Origin of the sequence: Streptomyces sp. NPDC053427 (genome assembly GCF_044544985.1) — a bacterium.
GTDB lineage: Bacteria > Actinomycetota > Actinomycetes > Streptomycetales > Streptomycetaceae > Streptomyces.
In genome coordinates, this window is sequence record NZ_JBITYA010000005.1 from 217,734 (window position 1) to 236,231 (window position 18,498).

Annotated in this window: 15 protein-coding genes and 1 pseudogene; 10 read left to right on the forward strand and 6 right to left on the reverse strand. The window is 70.8% G+C overall.

From position 1 onward, the window contains the following. The first annotated feature begins 111 nt into the window (after positions 1-111). The 4 genes from ACIGWZ_RS15715 to ACIGWZ_RS15730 all read left to right on the forward strand — a co-directional run bounded on the left by ACIGWZ_RS15715 (position 112) and on the right by ACIGWZ_RS15730 (position 4,873). Positions 112-2,082: an amino acid transporter gene (locus ACIGWZ_RS15715; RefSeq protein WP_400064765.1), complete on the forward strand. Its 1,971-nt coding sequence runs from the start codon at positions 112-114 to the stop codon at positions 2,080-2,082. Positions 2,083-2,192: 110 nt separating this feature from the next. Then, a complete protein-coding gene (locus ACIGWZ_RS15720) occupies positions 2,193-2,633 on the forward strand; it encodes a GntR family transcriptional regulator (RefSeq protein WP_400064767.1) in 441 nt (146 codons plus the stop codon). After that, positions 2,630-3,730 carry a DUF1648 domain-containing protein gene (locus ACIGWZ_RS15725; protein WP_400064769.1) on the forward strand — a complete coding sequence of 367 codons (1,101 nt, stop codon included), beginning with the start codon at positions 2,630-2,632 and terminating at the stop codon, positions 3,728-3,730. Before ACIGWZ_RS15720 ends, ACIGWZ_RS15725 begins: the two co-directional genes overlap by 4 nt. 357 nt (positions 3,731-4,087) lie before the next feature. Then, the gene (locus ACIGWZ_RS15730) at positions 4,088-4,873 is read left to right on the forward strand and encodes a maleylpyruvate isomerase family mycothiol-dependent enzyme (protein WP_400064771.1); all 786 of its coding nucleotides are present in this window, start codon (positions 4,088-4,090) and stop codon (positions 4,871-4,873) included. A 205-nt stretch (positions 4,874-5,078) separates the two neighbouring features. Here ACIGWZ_RS15730 and ACIGWZ_RS15735 read toward each other — a convergent pair whose 3' ends face one another. After that, positions 5,079-6,656: a hypothetical protein gene (locus ACIGWZ_RS15735; RefSeq protein ID WP_400064773.1), complete on the reverse strand. Its 1,578-nt coding sequence runs from the start codon at positions 6,654-6,656 to the stop codon at positions 5,079-5,081. 190 nt (positions 6,657-6,846) lie between these two features. Here ACIGWZ_RS15735 and ACIGWZ_RS15740 point away from each other — a divergent pair, with 190 nt between their 5' ends. The 3 genes and pseudogenes from ACIGWZ_RS15740 to ACIGWZ_RS15750 form a co-directional block, all read left to right on the forward strand. Continuing rightward, entirely contained in the window at positions 6,847-8,061 is a 1,215-nt protein-coding gene (locus ACIGWZ_RS15740) for a PucR family transcriptional regulator (RefSeq protein ID WP_400064775.1), read from the forward strand. A gap of 267 nt (positions 8,062-8,328) precedes the next feature. Next, positions 8,329-9,378: a PP2C family protein-serine/threonine phosphatase gene (locus tag ACIGWZ_RS15745; protein WP_400064777.1), complete on the forward strand. Its 1,050-nt coding sequence runs from the start codon at positions 8,329-8,331 to the stop codon at positions 9,376-9,378. Between the two features lie 214 nt (positions 9,379-9,592). Beyond that, a pseudogene (locus tag ACIGWZ_RS15750) lies at positions 9,593-10,009 on the forward strand (ankyrin repeat domain-containing protein); the annotation flags it as partial. Between the two features lie 58 nt (positions 10,010-10,067). Here the strand turns inward: ACIGWZ_RS15750 and ACIGWZ_RS15755 are convergent. From ACIGWZ_RS15755 to ACIGWZ_RS15765, 3 genes are all read right to left on the reverse strand, one after another. Then, positions 10,068-11,987 carry a DUF2264 domain-containing protein gene (locus ACIGWZ_RS15755; protein ID WP_400064779.1) on the reverse strand — a complete coding sequence of 640 codons (1,920 nt, stop codon included), beginning with the start codon at positions 11,985-11,987 and terminating at the stop codon, positions 10,068-10,070. Positions 11,988-12,366: 379 nt separating this feature from the next. Further along, positions 12,367-12,888 (reverse strand): cupin domain-containing protein, encoded by a 522-nt coding sequence (locus ACIGWZ_RS15760; protein WP_400064781.1) that lies wholly within the window; start codon positions 12,886-12,888, stop codon positions 12,367-12,369. 268 nt (positions 12,889-13,156) lie between these two features. After that, positions 13,157-13,972 carry a helix-turn-helix domain-containing protein gene (locus tag ACIGWZ_RS15765; protein WP_400064783.1) on the reverse strand — a complete coding sequence of 272 codons (816 nt, stop codon included), beginning with the start codon at positions 13,970-13,972 and terminating at the stop codon, positions 13,157-13,159. Positions 13,973-14,021: 49 nt separating this feature from the next. Here ACIGWZ_RS15765 and ACIGWZ_RS15770 point away from each other — a divergent pair, with 49 nt between their 5' ends. The 3 genes from ACIGWZ_RS15770 (at position 14,022) to ACIGWZ_RS15780 (ending at position 16,581) form a co-directional block, all read left to right on the forward strand. Then, positions 14,022-14,477, forward strand: a complete 456-nt coding sequence (locus ACIGWZ_RS15770; protein WP_400064785.1) for a DUF2000 family protein — start codon at positions 14,022-14,024, stop codon at positions 14,475-14,477. A 338-nt stretch (positions 14,478-14,815) separates the two neighbouring features. After that, positions 14,816-15,334, forward strand: coding sequence for a hypothetical protein (locus ACIGWZ_RS15775; RefSeq protein ID WP_400064787.1), 519 nt, complete (start codon positions 14,816-14,818; stop codon positions 15,332-15,334). 503 nt (positions 15,335-15,837) lie between these two features. Next, a complete protein-coding gene (locus tag ACIGWZ_RS15780; protein ID WP_400064789.1) occupies positions 15,838-16,581 on the forward strand; it encodes a DUF4232 domain-containing protein in 744 nt (247 codons plus the stop codon). A 141-nt stretch (positions 16,582-16,722) separates the two neighbouring features. On the opposite strand, the gene ACIGWZ_RS15785 is transcribed toward ACIGWZ_RS15780, so the two are convergent. Continuing rightward, positions 16,723-17,256 (reverse strand): hypothetical protein, encoded by a 534-nt coding sequence (locus ACIGWZ_RS15785; RefSeq protein ID WP_400064791.1) that lies wholly within the window; start codon positions 17,254-17,256, stop codon positions 16,723-16,725. Between the two features lie 224 nt (positions 17,257-17,480). Continuing rightward, entirely contained in the window at positions 17,481-18,413 is a 933-nt protein-coding gene (locus tag ACIGWZ_RS15790; RefSeq protein ID WP_400064793.1) for an aminoglycoside phosphotransferase family protein, read from the reverse strand. Between the last annotated feature and the right edge of the window lie 85 nt (positions 18,414-18,498).

Below are 18,498 nucleotides of genomic sequence, written 5' to 3' on the forward strand. Positions count from 1 at the left end.
ATGCCGACGAACGCGTTGGCGGACAGGCCTCGGGTGCGTAACCTGACGTGGCCGTCGTGTCGATGGCCAGAATTCGCCGTACGAGCTGTACCCGTACGACAGGAGCGCACGATGGCCACCCCCTCCCCTGCCGCCTCCTCTTCCGGGGCCGCCGCCCGGCATCGCGTGCGCGCGTGGATGCTGGAAGGCCTGACCGACATGGCCAAGCACCACCCCGGCCCGCACGCCGGACCCCAGAGCGCCCACAAGGGGCAACGGTGGTGGCGGGTCATGTGCCTGACGGGCGTGGACTACTTCTCCACCCTCGGATATCAGCCAGGCATCGCGGCCCTCGCGGCGGGCCTGCTGTCGCCGATCGCCACCATCGTCCTGGTCATCGTGACCCTCGCCGGCGCGCTGCCGGTCTACCGGCGGGTGGCCGAGGAGAGCCCGCACGGCCAGGGGTCGATCGCGATGCTGGAGCGGCTGCTGTCGTTCTGGAAGGGCAAGCTGTTCGTTCTGACCCTGCTGGGCTTCGCCGCCACCGACTTCCTGATCACCATCACCCTGTCGGCGGCCGATGCCTCCACCCACCTGGTGGAGAACCCGCACGTCAACAGCGTCCTGCACAACCAGCAGCTGGTCACCACCCTGATCCTGGTCGCCCTGCTCGGCGCGGTGTTCCTCAAGGGCTTCCTGGAGGCGATCGGGGTGGCGGTCGTCCTGGTCGGGCTCTACCTCGCGCTGAATGTGGCCGTGGTCGTCGTCGGACTGTGGCATGTGGCCACCGCGCCGCATGTCGTCCCCGACTGGTCCCACGCGCTGACCACCGAGCACGGCAATGTGCTGGCGATGGTGGGGGTGGCCCTGCTGGTCTTCCCGAAACTCGCGCTGGGACTGTCCGGCTTCGAGACCGGCGTCGCGGTCATGCCGCACATCGAGGGCGACCCCGACGACACCGAAGCACGGCCGGCGGGACGGATCCGGGGAGCGAAGAAACTGCTCACCACCGCCGCCGTCATCATGAGCGTCTTTCTCATCCTTACCAGCTTCATCACGACGCTGCTGATTCCGGAGGACGCCTTCAAGCCCGGCGGGCAGGCCAACGGCCGCGCCCTGGCCTATCTGGCCCACGAGTACCTGGGCTCCGCCTTCGGCACCGTCTACGACGTCTCCACCATCGCCATCCTCTGGTTCGCCGGCGCCTCCGCCATGGCGGGCCTGCTGAATCTCATGCCGCAGTATCTGCCCCGTTATGGCATGGCGCCCCACTGGGCACGGGCGGTCCGGCCGATGGTCCTGGTCTTCACCCTGGTCGCGTTCCTGGTGACCTGGATCTTCAACGCCGATGTCGACGCCCAGGGCGGCGCCTACGCCACCGGCGTCCTGGTCCTGATCAGCTCCGCCGCGATCGCCGTGACCATTGCCGCCCGGCGCGCCCGTCAGCGGGGCTGGACCATCGGCTTCGCCGTGATCTCCCTGGTCTTCCTCTACACCACGGTCACGAACGTCATCGAGCGGCCGGACGGCGTGAAGATCGGCGCCTGCTTCATCGCCGGCATCATCCTGCTGTCGTTCCTCTCCCGCCTCGCCCGCGCCTTCGAGCTCCGGGTGACCAGCGTGATCCTCGACGACGTGGCGGAGCGGTTCATCCGCGACACCGCTCAGCGCACGATCCGCTTCATCGCGAACGAGCCCGACCAGCGCGACGTGGCCGAATACCGCGACAAGCTCCAGCAGATCCGAACGGACAACGACCTCTCGATCAAGGACGACTGCATCTTCGTCGAGGTCACCGTCGGCGACCCCTCCGAATTCGAGAGCGAACTACGGGTCCGCGGCGAGGTCCTGCACGGCCGCTACCGCGTGCTCTGCCTCGACAGCTCCACCATCTCCAACGCCCTGGCCGCCCTGCTCCTGCACGTCCGCGACACCACCGGACAGCGGCCGCACATCTACTTCGAATGGACCGAGGGCAACCCCTTCGCCCAGTTCCTCCGCTTCTTCCTCTTCGGCCAGGGCGAGGTCGCCCCGGTCACCCGCGAGGTCCTGCGCGAGGCCGAACCCGACCGCGAGCGCCGGCCCCGCGTCCACGTCGGCTGAACAGCACCGCTCCCCCCGAATTTGACGCACCCTTAACTCCCCCTGGGAGTACCCCAGTCGGCTGTACTGTTCTATAAAAGCTATAACAGAGCGACAGCGGGAGTCCTCACGTGATCCTCAGCCTCGACCTTGACAGCGAGGTGCCGATCTACCTCCAGATCCGAAACCGGATCGTTGAGGCCATCGCGTCCGGTGAGCTGGTCGAGGGCAGTCAGCTGCCCTCGACCCGGCAGCTCGCGGTCGATCTGGGCATCAATTTCCACACCGTGAACAAGGCCTACGACGTGCTGCGGCGGGAAGGGCTGCTGCGGATCAACCGCAAGAGCGGCGCGCTGGTGCAGCGCGACGCCCGCACCGGTCCGCCGGAGCCCGGCTTCACCGACGAGTGGGAGACACGGCTGCGGACGCTGCTCGCCGAAGCGGTCGCCCACGGCGTCGGCGATCCGACGGTACTGGGCAGCTGCGGCTCCGTCCTGACCTCGTTCACACCACCCGCGCTCGCCGCACGCGGCGCGGACCACGGGGCAGAGCAAGGAGATCCGGAGCCATGAACAGCGGAGCGCTACTGGGCAACGCGGTGCCGCCACTGATGATCACGATACTGGCGTGGGTGGCGCCCTCGCTGGCCGGTCCCACGCTGCCCTTCGGGGTACGCATACCCGCCGCGCGGGCGGACGCTCCGGTGATCGCCGAGCAACGCGGGCGCTACCGGTGGCGGGTGGGCGCCGTCGGCGCAGGACTGATCGTCGTGGGCACCGTGTTGGCGGCCACCACCCCTCTCACCTGGTCCGGCGCGCTGCCCGCGCTGGTCCTCGCCGTATGCCTGGCCGCCTTCGCCCGGGCCCGTGCGGCGATCGCGGCGGTCAAACGGGACGAGGAGTGGTATCGCGGCCTGCGTCAGGGCGTGGTGACCGACACCTCGCTGCGCACCGAACCGGAACGCTTCCCCTGGTTCTGGTCGCTCCCCGCGCTGCTGGTCATTGCGGGCACGGCGGTGACCGGCGTCCTCGTCTATCCGTCGGTGCCCGAACGCCTGGCGGTGCACTTCAACACGTCCGGGTACGCCGACCAGTACGCCACCAAGTCGATCGGCAGCGTGTTCTCCCTGGTCTTCGCGCAGGTCGGGGTGAGCGCGTTGCTCGTGGTGGTGTCCTGGTTCTCGTTCCGCGCCCGGCCGGAACTCGACCCGGCCCGACCGGCCGACTCCGCGCGCAGGCACCGGCGCTTCTCGGTGCGCGCGGTGATCTCCGTACTGCTGCTCGCCGCGTGCGCCGACCTGTCGATGGGCGTCGGGGCTTGGTCGATGTGGCGCGTCGGAAGGCTGTCGCCGGCACTCGTTCTGCTCCCCCTGCTGCTCGGCCTGGCCATTGTCGTGGGCATCGCGATCCGTACCGGGCAGGCGGGCAGCCGACTGCCCGCCGCGGCGGGTGACGGGGCGGCGGAGCCGGACACCGGCGTGGTGCAGCGCGAGGACGACCGGTACTGGCGCGGAGCCGGATCGCTCTACGTCAATCGCGCCGATCCCTCGCTGCTGGTGCAGAAACGGTCCGGTTTCGGCTGGACCTTCAACTTCGGCAATCCCCGCGCGCTGCTCCTGTGCGCACTCCTCGTGGGCGTTCCGCTCGTCCTGCCGCTGATCGCCCACTGACGACCGGGCCCGCCTCGGCTACCGCCCGGACGGCGACAACTCCCCGCCCCGCACCGCTGATTCCCGCCACCGACCGCGAGATACGGTTCACCGCGGTCCGACCGACCGCGACGGCGACCAGCCGCCCGCAGTCACCCCGCACACCCTCGCCCTGTTCGCCGACACCCTCGGCGGTGACGGCGTGATGAGCCTGCGGTTCGACACCTACGGCACCGGCCGGACCGGATGGGGCGGATCGCCGCCGCCGGATGGCCGCTGCCGCCCGCTCACCGGTCGCACCGCTGTGACACGCTGCACCAGGATGCCCGGCCGGTCAGGTGGTCGGGCCGGACGTCAGGAAAGCGTGGCGAAGAGGACATGCCGAATCAATCGGGCTGGGCAGGTGCCCCCGCTGCCCATCGTGCGGCCATCGCGGCGGAGACCGGCAGGTTCGTGGAGGTGATCAGGGGTGCCGACCCGGCGACCCCGGTGCCCGGCTGTCCGGGCTGGACTCTCGTGGACCTGGTCAGGCACGCCGGGAGCGTGCAGCGCTGGTTCTCCGTCCTGCTGCGTCAGCTCGTGCAGGAAGCGCCGCGGAGCCGTGACGTCGAGCTGGATCTGCCGAAGCACGAGGACGGCTACGCCGACTGGCTCACGGCGAGCGCGGCGGAGGCCGGGAGCGTGTTCGCGGCCACCGATCCGGACGCCCCGATGTGGGCGTGGGGTGCCGATCAGCACGCCAGGTTCTGGGTACGGCGGATGCTGTTCGAGACCCTGGTGCACCGCACCGACGCGGAGGTCGCCCTCGGGCTGACGCCCGAGATCGATTGCGGGCTCGCGGCCGACGGTGTGGACGAGTTCCTGGTCAATCTTCCCTTCGCCGCCTTCTTCGCCCCCAAGGTCGCCGCCTTGCGCGGCAACGGCGAAACCCTTCGCTTCCGGTGCACCGACGCCGACGGCGACTGGCTGGTCCGCCTGCGGCCCGACGGCTTCGGCCTCGACGAGAGCCCCGCGGCGCCGGGCAGCGCCGACGCCGCCGTGCACGGCGCCGCCGCGGATCTGCTGCTCCTCATGTACGGCCGCCTCGGCCACGACGCGGACGCCTTCGAGACGCATGGGGACGAGGATCTGCTGACGCGCTGGTTCGACAACTCCGCCTTCTGAGCCCGGCTTCGCGCAAGGGACGGCGGTTGCCGGATGCCTCCTCCGGTCGGCCCCGAGAAGGGCAGAGGGCAGGGACCGCGAGGGGTGCGTCCGGCCCACAACTCGTTGCCTGGACAAGGGGTACTGCCCGGGTGGGACACGGCTCACCCGGGCGGACGGGGCATCTGGAAACCGATGGCCGAGCGGGCGGCAGGCGACCGCCGCCTCAGACAGCGGGCAGTTTTCCGCGGCCGAAGAGCTTGCGCTCGTCGTGCAGGGCGAACGGGGTGGTTCTCAGGTTCGCGATCTCGATGCCGAAGATCTTCAGTCGCAGCATCAGCTCGGTCTTCAGGTCGTAGCCCGCGCTGAGCGCCCACGCCGGGGCGCGGCCGTCGGTGGCCGCCGCGGCCCGTCCGGTGAGGTGAACGGAGAGGTCGCCGCCGACGCCCGCCGTGTCGTAGAGGAACACCTGGGCGTGCGTCCCGATGCGGGCCGTTGCGGAGGCCGCGCCCGCCACCCGGGGCGCGGCGCCCTTGGTCCGCTGGTGCGCCTCGTGCAGCGGCCGCCACCCGTGCCCGCGGTCGTAGTGCGCACCGATGGCGAACGATCCGGAGGTGCGCTGGTCGGCGTCGAGCACGATGCGCCCGCCTGCGGTGAAGCGGTAGGTGAAGGTGACCTCGGTGCTGACCACGACCGGGACGGGGCCCACCCAGAAGACATGCCGGCCGGTGACCGCCGCCAGCGGCACCGCGATCTGCCCGGTGTCGGCGGTGCCGCGCACCTTGCCGTGCACCTGCCAGTCATAGGCGTAGGAGCCGCCGAGGCCGATGGCCGCGCGCTGCGGTAGCAGGTTCGGCCCGCCGCGCTTCTCGTACTGGAAGATCAGCTCGGGCCGGAACGTCACCTCGCCGGACAGCCGGGCCGGAGACTTTCCGGTCGCCTCCACGCCCTTCGGCAGCGGCACATCGATCCCGAGCCGCAGGGTGGTGAGCGCTTTCGCCGCATCGCGCGGCAGCGCATCGCCGCGCGGAGAGGGCTGCGCCGCGCGGGCACCGGGGCCGGTGAGCTGGGCGCGCGCCGCCCCGGTGGCGGAGGCCGACGGACCGGGCGAGCCCTCGGCCGGCGCGTCCCGCCCCGTACCACCGGCGTCGGCACCCGAATCGGCGTTGGCACCGGCGCTGGTGTCGCCGGACGGCAGGCTCGCACCGTCGGACGGTGCGGACGGGGCGCCGCTGTCCTGGTCGCCCCCGGCGGGCGGGTGCTGCACCGTGACACCGGAAGAGAGTGGCTTGACGGTGAGTTCACCGGCCCGAAGCCCCGCCCGCCGGTCCACCTTCCGGTCGCCGAGCAGCTCCGAGAGCGTCGCGGGAACCGTGGTCACCCGGACCTCGCCGCCGCGGGACCCGGTGACCTTGCCCACCTTGAACAGCGCGCCCGACGGGGCGTGCCGGTTGGGCGCGGCGGCAACGACGTCTCCCGTGCGCACGGTCTTACCGGCTGCCGGTTTCCATACCGCCTGCCCGTTGCGGGCGTCGTACGACGAGAGCCGCACGGGCAGCGAACGGCCGGAACCGGCGGGCGCGTCGGAGGGCTTGGCGACGACGGCGCCGCCCTCCGGACCGGTGGCTCCCGCGCTGCCATCCGGTACGCCGTCGGGGTCCGCGGACCCGGCGGCCCGTATCCCGGTCGGGGGTGCGCCGGAATTCCCGGAGTCGGAGAGCAGGGCGTGGGCGCCCAGGGCGGCGGGGACGAGTACGCCGACGGCGGCGGCGGGCACCGCGATGCGGCGCCAGGAAACGGCCATGGAATTCCTTGAGGGTGTCGAGTGACCCGGGGGTTGCGGGGGCCGGGTACCGAACGACGGACGGATCCCGACGACGGTGGAAAAGTCGTCCAAGATCGAACATCTGTAGGGGTTCGGGCGGCTTGCTCGTAGCATGGCGACGAATGATCGTTTTCGCCATGGGGAAAGACACCGCGTCGGGAGGGGATGGGTGGAGACTTCCACAACGGTGCCGGAGGCCGTCGCTGCGCTGCACGCCGGCCTCGACACCCTCACCGACCAGGTCATCCACGCTCTCCGGGCCCAACTTCCCTGCTACGCATCGGTGTCGGCCCACGCGCTGCGGCCGCGGGTGAGGGCGTCGCTGCGGAACGGCCTGTCGCTGGTGGGCCGCTGGTCCGACGAGCAGCGCCGGTCACCGGTGGGGCCGGGGCGTGGCGGCGGGCGCTCGTACGACATCCCCGCCACGTATCTCGACGAGGTCACGCCCCTGGCCCGCTCATTGCCCGTCGAAGACCTCATCACGGCGTACCGGATCGGCACGGACATCGTCTGGCGGCGGTTCTGTGGGGAAATGGCGGCTCGGCAGGGCACCGCCGAGGATCTGCTGCCGATCGCCGAGACGCTCCGCATCTGGGCCGACGCCAACACCCTGCACCTCGTCCGCAGTTGCCGGGCCGGCGTCCCGGACGGCGCGGCGGCGGACCGCCGACGGTCGACGCTGGTCCGCGCGCTGCTGCTCGGCAAGAAGGACGCCGTGGAGGCGAGCGACGCATACGACCGGAACACCGCCCTCCGGCTCCCCTTCCGCGCACGGCTGCCCGACTCGGCCGACAGCGCCCGCACTTCCGGCGACGGTGTTCTCACCCGCGCCGTCGATCTGCTGCGCCCCTGGCTTGCCCTGGACGCCTCGGGGAAGCCCCTGGTCACGACCGTGGACGGGGATGCGGCCGGGCTGCTTGCCGGCCGGCCGAGCGGACTGTGCCGCGCGCTGATCGTGGGGCTGGGCGCCCCCGCGCCCGCATCCGGACTCGCCGCGGAATTCGCCGAGGCCACTCAGGCGCTCCGCGCCGCCGCGGGCTGCGGGCTCGTCGGGGCGTTCACCCGCGAGGAGCTGGGGCTGCGGGCCACGGTCGTGGCGATGCCGGCCGTGGGTGAGCAGCTGGTGCGACTTCGGCTGGCGCCGTTGGCCGAACGGGGCGAAGAGGGCGCCCAGTTGGAGGACGCGGCGGCCGCCTACCTACGACAGGGGCTGCGCCTGGAGGCCGCCGCGCGGACCCTCTATGTGCACCCCAACACCCTGCGCAACCGGCTCCGGCGCTTCGAGGAGATCACCGGCACCAGCCTGCGCGACCCGGCCGACCTCGCGGAGATCTGGTGGGCACTGACCCACCGCCAGGTGCACGGCGGCAGCCCGGCGACCTGAGGCTCGTCCCTCTCCCGATCACGGGCGCCGGCACCGGACCGGCACTCGCACCACCCTCTGTAGTCATGTGCGGATATGCCAAAGGCATGCCCCCAGGGCCCGACGCCGACACCCGCGGCGATACGGCGCGTCCCCGTACAGGCGGCGCCCCACGACTGGCAGACGTATTCCGGCCCGAGGATGCTGGGGAGGTGTACGGCACGACGGACCGGGAGCGGTTACGTGAGGGCACCGAGCGCGAGGCGCACCACCGCCAGGCACTGGTGTGTGCGTCGCCTCCAGCTGCTGCCCGTCGTGCTGCTCGTCGGAGGCGCCCTCATCGATTACCACACCCCTCCGCATTTCAGTGGAGAGGCTTTCTACACGGCCGCGCCGATGACGGCCGCCGCGCTGCTGTCGCTGCCCGCTACGATCCTGGCCGGCATCGGTGCCTGTGCCATCGACTTCGCGCTGCTCACCCACTTCGGCTTCATAGGGAAATCCGGTGGGGAGAGCGAGCTGGCGGCGGTCGCGACCGTCTCGGCCTTCGCCATCGTCGTCAACCGCCTCATGTACTACAGCAATGTGCGCCTGCAGTCCGCACGCAGAGTCGCCCTGGCCGTGCAGCGCGCCGTGCTGCCGCAGCCGCCGGAATCGATCGGGGCGCTGCGGATCGCCGTGCGCTACCAGGCGGCCATGAAAGAAGCACAGATCGGTGGTGACCTGTACAGCGCGCAGGACACCCCGTACGGCGTGCGCTGTCTGGTGGGCGACGTACGGGGCAAGGGCGTGGAGGCGGTCAAGGTGGTGGCCGTGGCCATGGGGGTGTTCCGGGAGGCCGCCGAGGAAGAATCCACGCTCGTCGGGGTCGCGGCCAGGCTGGAGCGGGCACTGCTGCGGGAAAGGGAGCGGCGGGCGGGACCCGAGCGGACCGAGGGATTCGTCACCGGAGTGCTCGTCGAGATCCCGCGCTGTGGCAATGAGCTGCGGCTGGTCAACCGCGGCCACCCGGCACCTCTGCTGCTGCACGCCGGCCGGGTGCGCAGCGCGGAACCGTCCGAGCCGGCCCTCCCTCTGGGACTGGCGGAGCTGGGCGCCGACCAGGAACGGACCGACACGGTGCCGTTCCCCCCGGGGGCGACTCTGCTGCTGTACACCGACGGCCTGACCGAGGCGCGCAACCGCGCCGGGGACTTCTACGACCCCGGCGCCGGACTGACCGGGCGTGACTTTCCCGGACCGGACGCGCTGCTCGACACGCTCCTCACCGAGGTGAGCCGCCACACCGACGGCCGCATCACCGATGACACGGCGCTGCTCGCGGTCACCCGGGGTTGAGGGGCGCACCCGCAGCAAAGGCTCGACCGCCGACGTCCACACGAGGCTCGGCCATGCCGATGTGGTCGTCCTGTAGCCGCCCGTGGAGTTCCGGCTGCTTCGGCACCGTCTCCGTCAACACGCTGGTGCGGGACGGGATCGGGACGCGGCGAGGTGCCGTAGCTGTCGTCGTGCGCCCGCCCGGCATGACGGGACGGCCCTTAACCTCGGCACCATGAACCAACGGAAGCAGAAGAAGCTCTCCCGAAGTCTCTTCTCAGCGATTCCGCTGGGTGACACCGCCCGCGTGAAGGCGCTGCTGCGGGCTGGGGCCGACCCGGAGCGAGGCGACGGCGAGGGCACCACCGCGCTGTACGAGGCATCCGTGAACGGACGGGCGGAGATCGTCCGCCTGCTCTTGACGGCCGGGGCCTTGCCCGACAGGGAGAGCAGCGGGCTCGGCTCGGACGGCACGCCGTTGTGCGCGGCCGCGTGCTGGGGGCACACCGAGACGGTGCGTGAACTGTTGGCGCACGGCGCCGACCCGAACCTTCGCGAAGAGCACGGCACGGGCTGGTCCCCCCTGGACTGGGCGAACCACGGCCCTCACCCCGCAACTGCCGACCTCCTCACCGCAGCGGGAGCAACCCCCACGCGGGAACCACGTAACGTCGCGGCGGCCTCCGACCAGATGCCGATCCCCAGCCCGCTCAGCCTGGACTCCCGACGACACCCTGACCCGATGGCGGCAGGCCGGACGGCTCCGCGTGCAGGAGCCGTCCGTCAGGGAGATGAAGAATCACCCGGGGGCCGTCGAGGCGTACGGTGATCGATTCGCGCAGCGCCTGGGGGTGGAGCACATCGCGGGCCAGGCCGATGAGGGAGACATGGACCGACCGACCACCAGGATGGTTCTCCAGGGCCAGGAACGGGGTGGCGGAGTGCGGGCCGAACGCGTTGGCCGCTGTATTGCGGGCGATGCCTGCGCACCCATCGGGCCAGCCGTGGAGGGCCACCAGGGTGCTGTTCAGGCCATCGGCGGTCTGCGCCAGGGACCACATCGCGCCGGTTCGGCCCCCTGGGCGCGCGGCGGAGGCGACCGCGTGGCCCCCTTCCCGGACGGTCACCCTCGGTGGGGCCGCCACCCAGTGCACGCGGAGTTCCCACGGGCCGTGGAGGAACGAAGCGGTTTCGACCCTGAACTCACCTTCCTCGTCCGGCAGTTGTGCCGAGTACCACGAAGCTGCCGTCCGCTCCGCGCAGTGCAGGGGGTGGATGAGGGTGCGCCGTGAAGGCGTGCCGTCGGCGGCGACGAGCGCGAGGTGGTTGTCGACGGCGTTCGTCCACGCGTGGGGGGCCGCATCGGGGGCGGTGGCCGTCGAGTACGCGAGCTTGGAGTAGTGGGGGTCGTCGCCTCCGTGGTCGCTGCCGTGGTTGATGAGCCGCACGATGCCGTCGTGCCGCGTGCCGTGGAGGAGCCAGCCCGGGGCGGGGAGGGCGGTGTACTGGTCGGACTCCTCGATGAGCAACGGCAGTTCATCCGCGGTCCACACCTCGTGCTCCGGCGGCAGGAGCAGGCCCAGGAAGCCCTTGCTCCCCCAGTACGGGGACGCCGGGCCCGAGTAGGACTGGGTGGCCGGGAGGAACGGCCCGTACCAGCCGAGCGGCAGCAGCCCCCGTTCGTCGGGTACGCCGCGTTCGGCGAAGTGCCGCAGGACACCGGACGCGAGGCGGCGGGTGCGTCCCGGGGGCAGCGGGGTGCAGCCGGCCAGGGCGCCCATCCAGACCGGGGCAAGGGAGGCGAAGCGATAGGTGAGTGAGCGGCCTTGATGTACGGGCGCGCCGTCGGCGCCGAAGAACTGCTGGTAGTCGTTGAGGAATCGGGCGAGTCGCGCCTTGTGGCACCGGGCGCGTTCGCCGTCCTGGTCCCCCGCGATCCGGGCCCACAGCAGCGGGTACAGGTGCAGGGCCCAGCCACCGTAGTAGTCGAAGTTACGACCGTCACCGTCGCTGTACCAGCCGTCTCCCGCGTACCAGTCGTCGATCCGGTCCAGGCCCGCGTCGATCTCCGACCGGGAATGCGGCGCGCCGACCGAGGCGAGGAACTCTTCCACCACGACCTGGAAGAGCCGCCAATTGTTGTCCCAGGTACGGGACCCCACGAAGCCGGAAAGCCATCCGACGATCCGCTCCTGTACGTGGGGGTCGAGCCGGTCCCAGATCCAGGGGCGGGTCTCGTGGAGGGCGATGGCGATGGAGGCGGACTCGACCATCTGCTGGGAGCAGGGCGTGAGCGCGGGCCAGGCCTCGCCGCTCGTGGGGTTCGTCCCGGCGGCGAGCCCCGTCGCATAGCGTTCCACGAGGGCGGGCTCGACCTCGCCGTGGGCGCCGGCGATCCGCAGGGCGGCCAGCAGGAAGGTACGCGCGAAGCCCTCCAGGCCGTCCGACACGACACCGGACCAGCTGTGCCGCCCCGGCAGCCGGTACTGTGCGCCGCCCGGAGTCGCGTAGGGCGCCACGGCACGCAGCAGATGGTCGGCGGTCGCCTCCCAGTGCGCACGGGTCCAGCCGGTGCGCGGGGAGCGCACCCGATCGGTGGGTGGCAAGGGGAAGTAGGGCGGGGTCGGCACAGTGACTCCTTCGTCGTCGAACGACCGATGCGCCAGGACACCGGGTCTCCGGACGGGACTGCAGGGCTCATCACCATGCCGCCGGAGCCCCTCCGATGCCGAGAGCTACCACCAGCGGAACACGGTCGAACGCCGCACCCGCCGCTTTCTGCTGTGGCGCGCCCGGCTGCACGAACCCACCAGGGTCCTCAGGCAGGGCACTCGGCCATGACGCCCAGACCCGGCCCGCTCTCGCCGTACGGTCGCGCCGCGGTCGACCAGACACGCAAGCGCAGCAACACGCCGGAGGGCCAACAACATCGAGAAGTCAACAAGCTCAAGCAGTGGCGCGGCCTTGCCACCCGCTACGGCAGGGCCGCCACCGTCGTCTTGGCGTCGATCACACCGAGTTCTCGAGAGCGGCACGCCATACCGGGCTGTCGACGTAGTGGTTGTCGAAGCGTTCGCCCGACTCGGCGATCTCCTTGGGGTCGGCCTCGCCGCGCAGCACCCGGCCGAGCAGGCGCAGGTAGTCGAACCGGTCCATGCCCGGGGTGAACACGAACAGGACGTCCGCCTCGGCACCGGGCGCCGCGGCGAAGGCGTGCGGGGTGTGCGGCGGCACGGCCAGGAAGTCACCCTCGTTCAGGACGGTGATCTCCTCGCCCACCAGCACCTGCAGGGATCCGCTGATCACGAAGAACAGCTCGGTCGCCTTGGTGTGGAAATGGGCCGGTGCCCCCACCGCTCCCTTGGCGAAGGTCGACCGGTAGCTCGTGAAGCCGCTCCCGGCGTCGTGCGACTCGCCCAGCAGGGTCATCACACTGCTCGGGTCGGCGCAGGTCTCGGCGTCAGCACAGCGGGTCAGCACGGCCTGGAACGGCGCCGCGGTCGTGGAGGCAGAGGGTATCTTTTCAGTCATGATCATGATTCTACGGTCCGGATGACCTGATTTCCTGGTCAATTCGGCGACGAATCTCCGGGTCAATTCCGCGGCCGAACCGGTCCAGGGCATCACCGAAGTGAGGACCAACTCCACCCAGTGATGCGGTGCCAGAGCCTGCGCACCGGACAAGACCCGTCGGACACGGCCTGGGCCTGTCCGGCGGATCGTGCGACCGTCGCCGGGGCACGCCGTTGGCACGGTCATGGGGCGGGGAGATCCGATGAAGGCGGACCGGTGACCTGCGTCAGGCGCCGCGCGCATATCGGCCCGGCGGTGCCCCCACGATGCGCTTGAAGTGGCGGGTCAGGTGGGGCTGGTCGTAGAAGCCGCAGGCGGTGGCCACCTCGCCGGGCGGCCGGCCGTCGAGCAGGAGGCGACGGGCCCGGTCCACGCGGCGCGCCATCAGGTATTGGTGCGGGGCGATGCCGTACGCCGCTCCGAAGGAGCGCACCAGATGTGTCGGATGTGCGTGCACCAGTGACGCGGCCTCCGTCAGGTCGATGCCCTCCACGAGCCGTGCGTCGAGGAGTTCGCGCAGCGCGGCCGCCACCCGGCGGTCGGGCCGCGGCCCGTGGTTTTCGGCCAGGTGGGGGCGGAGCCGCTCCCGTAGCCGCTCGCCTACGAGGGCCAGGCGGGCCGCCGCCTCCAGCTCGTCGCCGGGCTGCGCGAGCGCCGAGTGCAGCTGTCCGATGCGGTGGCGTAGGAGAGGGTCGGCCAGGTCGGGAGTGTCCACCGCCGGACCGATGAACGAGTCGTCCAGCAGGTCCGTGCCCGCCTCCAGGTACAGGACGCGCTTGCGGAAGCCGTGCGGGGTGGCGGCGGAGCCGTTGTGCGGGACCTGCGGTGGCAGCAGCGACACCGTACCGAGCGGAGTGCCGCGCTCGTGCCGTTCCAAGTCGTAGCGGACCGCGCCTTCGTCGACGATGAGCAGCGTCCACGTGTCGTGTACGTGCATCGGGTACGCATGCCGCATGAAGTGCGCGTGGAAGACCTCCGTGACGCCCTGCATCCGCGGGCGCCACGCGGTGATCTCCTCGCCCGGAGAGCCGATGGCCGCCATGCAAAGAACGTACAAGACGGGTGCGTGGCGCGTTCGGCAGTCTCACTGCATGAGCACCGACACCGACATCACCACCGTCGCCCCGCAGCCGCCCGTACGTTTCGATACCAAAATCGCCGTTCTGCTCCGTGACGACCTGGAGAGCTGGCAGCGGCTGAATGCGACCGCGTTCCTGGTGAGCGGGCTCGCCACGCGGCTGCCCGAGGTGATCGGTGAGCCGTACGAGGACGCCGACGGTATCCCCTATCTGCCGATGTTCCGGCAGCCCGTGCTGGTCTTCGAGGGCGGCAAGGAGATGCTGAAGACCGCACACGAACGTGCCCTCAAGCGCGCGCTGCCCCGCGCCGTCTTCACCTCCGACCTGTTCGCGACCGGCAACGACACCGACAATCGCGCGGCCGTACGCGCCGTCGGCACAAGCGAGTTGGACCTGGTGGGCATCGCCGTGTACGGGCCGCGCAATGCCGTCGACAAGGTGCTGAAGGGCTCGCGTATGCACCCGTGAGACCCTTGGCCCGGGATTCAAGGTCGGGGCAGGTTCCGTTCGGTGATGCTCCCGGGTCGCTTCACGGTTTCGCCCACGTCGTAGCGGGTGGCGGGCCGCTTGTTGAAACACTCGTCGCTCCGCGTGACAGCCGGAGAAGGCCGCCCGGGGGGCGGTCGGCTCACAGGCGTCAGCGGGACGGCGACGAGCGCGGCACCGATCATGACGCCTGGACCGGCTCGGGAACCGTTCCCCCAGATCCTGCGTGACCTGTTGATGTGTTGTGGGCTGGCGGTGCGGCGACCGGAGGGAACCGGATGAGAGTGCGGACGATGGCGAACGTGGCGGTATCGGCGTGTGTGGCGCTGGTGGCGTGCGCGTGCGGTCCGGAGAAGGCGAAGGAGGACACGGACGCGAAGCCTTCGCGGCCGTCCGCCTCCACGCGGGCAAAGGAGCCGTCGGCCACGCCGTCCGCGTCCGCTCGGTCGGAGAAGCCGTCGGCCGCCCCGACCGGCGGCCAGCCCGCGCCCAGGTCGAAGGAGGGCGCGATCCAGCGGTACGAGCAGTACCTGCACGCCGTGGGCCGTGAGGACATCCACACGGTCTGCGAAGTGGCCGGGCCCGCCGCGAAGCAGGCGGAGAATGAGGGGCTCGGCCCGTGCACGTCGACGTTCGTCGCCATGTTCCAGATGATCTCGCCCGCGCAGAAGAAGGCCCTGCGAACCGCGACGATCGACCCGCAACGCATCGCCGTGCGCTCACGCGACAAGATCGAGATGCCGGTCGAAGCAGTCAGGGCCTCCGTCACCTTCACCGAGAACGACCTCGGCAGCCGCACCCTGGAGTACCTCAAGAACAATTGGTACATCACCGACTGAACCCAACGCGCGGTACGCGGAACCGCCCGACGGCAGGAACAACTCATTCCCACGGCCTTCGTGCTGATCAGGTGCCCGATGCGATACGGCACACGATCGCGCGAAGGCCGTCTCCATGAGCGGTGAACCACGCGGGCCCGCCTTGAGCAGGCCCGCCTTGAGCGCGAACCGCGTTCGAGAGCCTCGGACTTGAGGCCAGGCCGACACGGTCGCTCTGCGCGACAGCCGAAGAGAGAGAGCGAGCTCAGGTCGCTGGGGGGCGGGACGCCCGTGGCTATGACCTTGACCTTGACGTGTCGGATGTCCCCGGTTCCGGCAAGCAGCTGCGCGTTTCCCACTGGGCGGTCGAGGACTGGTTCTTCGGGTTGTCCTTGGCGCCTTTCCCCTGCTCACACCCGTGTTAGCCGGACGTTAGCGGAGCGGCAGCCTTGCGACAGTGGCCTGGGTCAGAGTGGGTGACGTACCAAGGAAACGACGACACCGACTGCCCCGGGGGACCCGAAATGAGCTCCAGCACCACCGTCCGCACCGCTCGCCGCCGCACCCTGCGCATCGCCGCCGCGGCCCTGACCGCAGCCGCCGGCCTCACCCTGACCGCCTGCTCCGGCGCGGACGCCACCGGCGCGAAGCCCGCGGGCCACACGGGCACGGCCGCCGTCGAGGACAGCGGCGCGGGCTCCTCCGCCGGAGCGCAGGGCTCCGATGCCAAGGAGGGCTCCGGCGACCAGGGTGGCACCGGTGCCAAGGCCGGTCCCAAGGCGGGCGCCACGGGCAAGCAGTCGGGCGGTACGCAGGCCGCCAACGGTGGCAAGGCGGGCTCGGGTGTTGAGCGCTGCCACACCTCCGGTTTGAAGGCGTCGTTCGCCATGGGCGGCGATGCGACCCCGGACCCGAACGCGGGCGGCTCGACGACCACCAGCATCGTGCTGACCAACAAGGGCAGCCGCACCTGCAAGATCGGCGGCTTCCCGGGCGTGGACCTCAAGACCGAGAACGGCGGTGGGGTCTGGTCGCTGCAACGCTCGTCGGCCAAGCACGGCTCGATCACCCTGGCACCCGGCGACAGCACCGACTTCACGATCAACCTCGCCCTGACCAAGGAGAAGAAGGGCTTCTGGCAGCCCGCCTTCGCGGTCGTCACCCCGCCGAACGAGACCACCTCGCTGACCCTGGACTGGCCGTGGGGCGCGCTCGTCGACCAGCGCGGCGCCACCCACCCGGCCACCTTCGTCAACCCCATCGGCTGACAGGCAACACAGCGGTCGCCATTGCACTGACCGCCACCACCGCGTTGGTCGCCCCTCCACCCGGCGAGGACTCGCCCCGCCGACGCCGCGCCAAGAAAGTCCGCTGCTCCGGTGTGTCACACCGGAGCAGCGGACTTTCCGCTAGCCCCGGTCGGCGGCATGCTCCTTCAGGAAGGCGCCCGCGTGGGCGGCGGCCTCTTCCTTCGTGGCGTAGAAGGAGGCTCCGTCGGCCTTGCCGGGTGTTCCGTCGGCCCCCTGTCCGGTCCACCGCCAGCCACCCGATGACGGGTCCCGCGACAATTCCGCGCTGCCGCCGCACAGTTCGACGGCACTCGTCTCCGCCTCCGTGGTCGCCGACCTGTTGACGGCGTCCGGCCACTTCTTGCGGGCGCCCTGCCGGGTGATACCCCAAGCGGTGCCCAACTGCTCGTAACTCGCACCGTAGGAGCCGGCGGTCTGTGCCGCGATCGCCGTCAACCGCTTGACCTCCGCGTCCACCACCTTCCAGGTGGCGAGGATCGACAGTGTCACCTCGAGGGGATCCGCATCCCACATGCGCTCCTCGGGCAGGCCGGTTGCCCGGGCGCGCAGAGCCGAGGCGAGTGGGTTGAGAGCGTCGAGGAGGGACTTGTCGAGGGCTACCAGTTCTTCGGTGGTGATCTCAGATGGCAACATGCGGACAACTATAGTTACCGTAAGGGGGATATGGAAACTAAAGTTGTCGTTTGGCATATGCCAAATATGATGGGCGGTCACTCTTCTTCTGCCTGGCCGTGGCGGCCTTGGCCCTGAACCTGGCCTAGAGGTCGGTGATGGACGACGAGCTGTAGCGCCCGCCGTTCGCGTCCGGCTGCGGCCGGCGCTCGTCCGAACCGGACGTTCTCCGCCGAGCTCACGCTCTACGAGCGTTCCGCGAGCAGCTCCGCCAGGCGGTCGCCGAACGCGATCAGCCAGTCCGATCGTGACCCGCTGCGGGCCGTACGGAATCCATGACGGCGGTTCCAGAACGCGTCCTGGACGGCATGGAGTTGGGCCCAGCGCTGAGCCCGTTCGCGATCGACCTCCGCGGCCTCGGCGAAGACGTCCAGGATGCGGTGGGCGGCCTTGCGCAGGTCGTCCGTTGCGAGGAGCGTCAGTGCCCGCGACCTGAGCAGCGTGCCGCCGTCGTAGGCGGGATCCCCCGCGTATCCCTTGGGGTCGACGGCCAGCCACGGTTCACGGTCGGCACGCAGGATGTTTCCGGCGTGGAGGTCGCCGTGGATGAGCGTGTCCGGCTGGACCCGGCCCAGTTCGCGGACGGTCGCCACGGCGGCGTCCACCACATGGCGCGGCAGTGCATGCGTCAGCTCCTCGGCGTCCTTGTGCAGCTGCTCCTCCCAGGCCTCGGCCCGTTCCCGCAGCCGGGGCAGGCCGGGCGGCGCGGGGATGGCCAGCCGGCGAGCGACCTGCCCTGCGACCGTCACCACCCGATCGTCGTCCTCGACCTCCGCCAGGGTCGACGTCCGGACCCGCTCCAGCAGCATCGCGAAACGCTCGTCGTCGCGCTCGTGCAGCAGGACAGCCCCTCGCCCACCCCACGCCGCGAAGGCGTCCGGCTCATGGCGGTTGCCGGGATGCGGAAACGACACCTTCAGCACGGCCGTCCCCTCGGCCCGCCGCCGCACCGGGACGATGACCCCGACGCCCCCGTGCACGACCTCGCCGTCCGGCAGGCACCCCCAGCGCCCCAGCAGCTCGTCGACGATCCCGGGCAGCTCGGCGAGCCATACCGCCCCGGGCTCTCCTTCACGCTCGACAGTGGTCCGCGCGAACGTCTCCGGAATCCCGATCATCCGAGCAACTTACGCGCCGACTCGACGCCGCCACCAGGCCCGACCCAGCCACTGCCACCCCCGGACATACCTCCGTCGCAGTGGC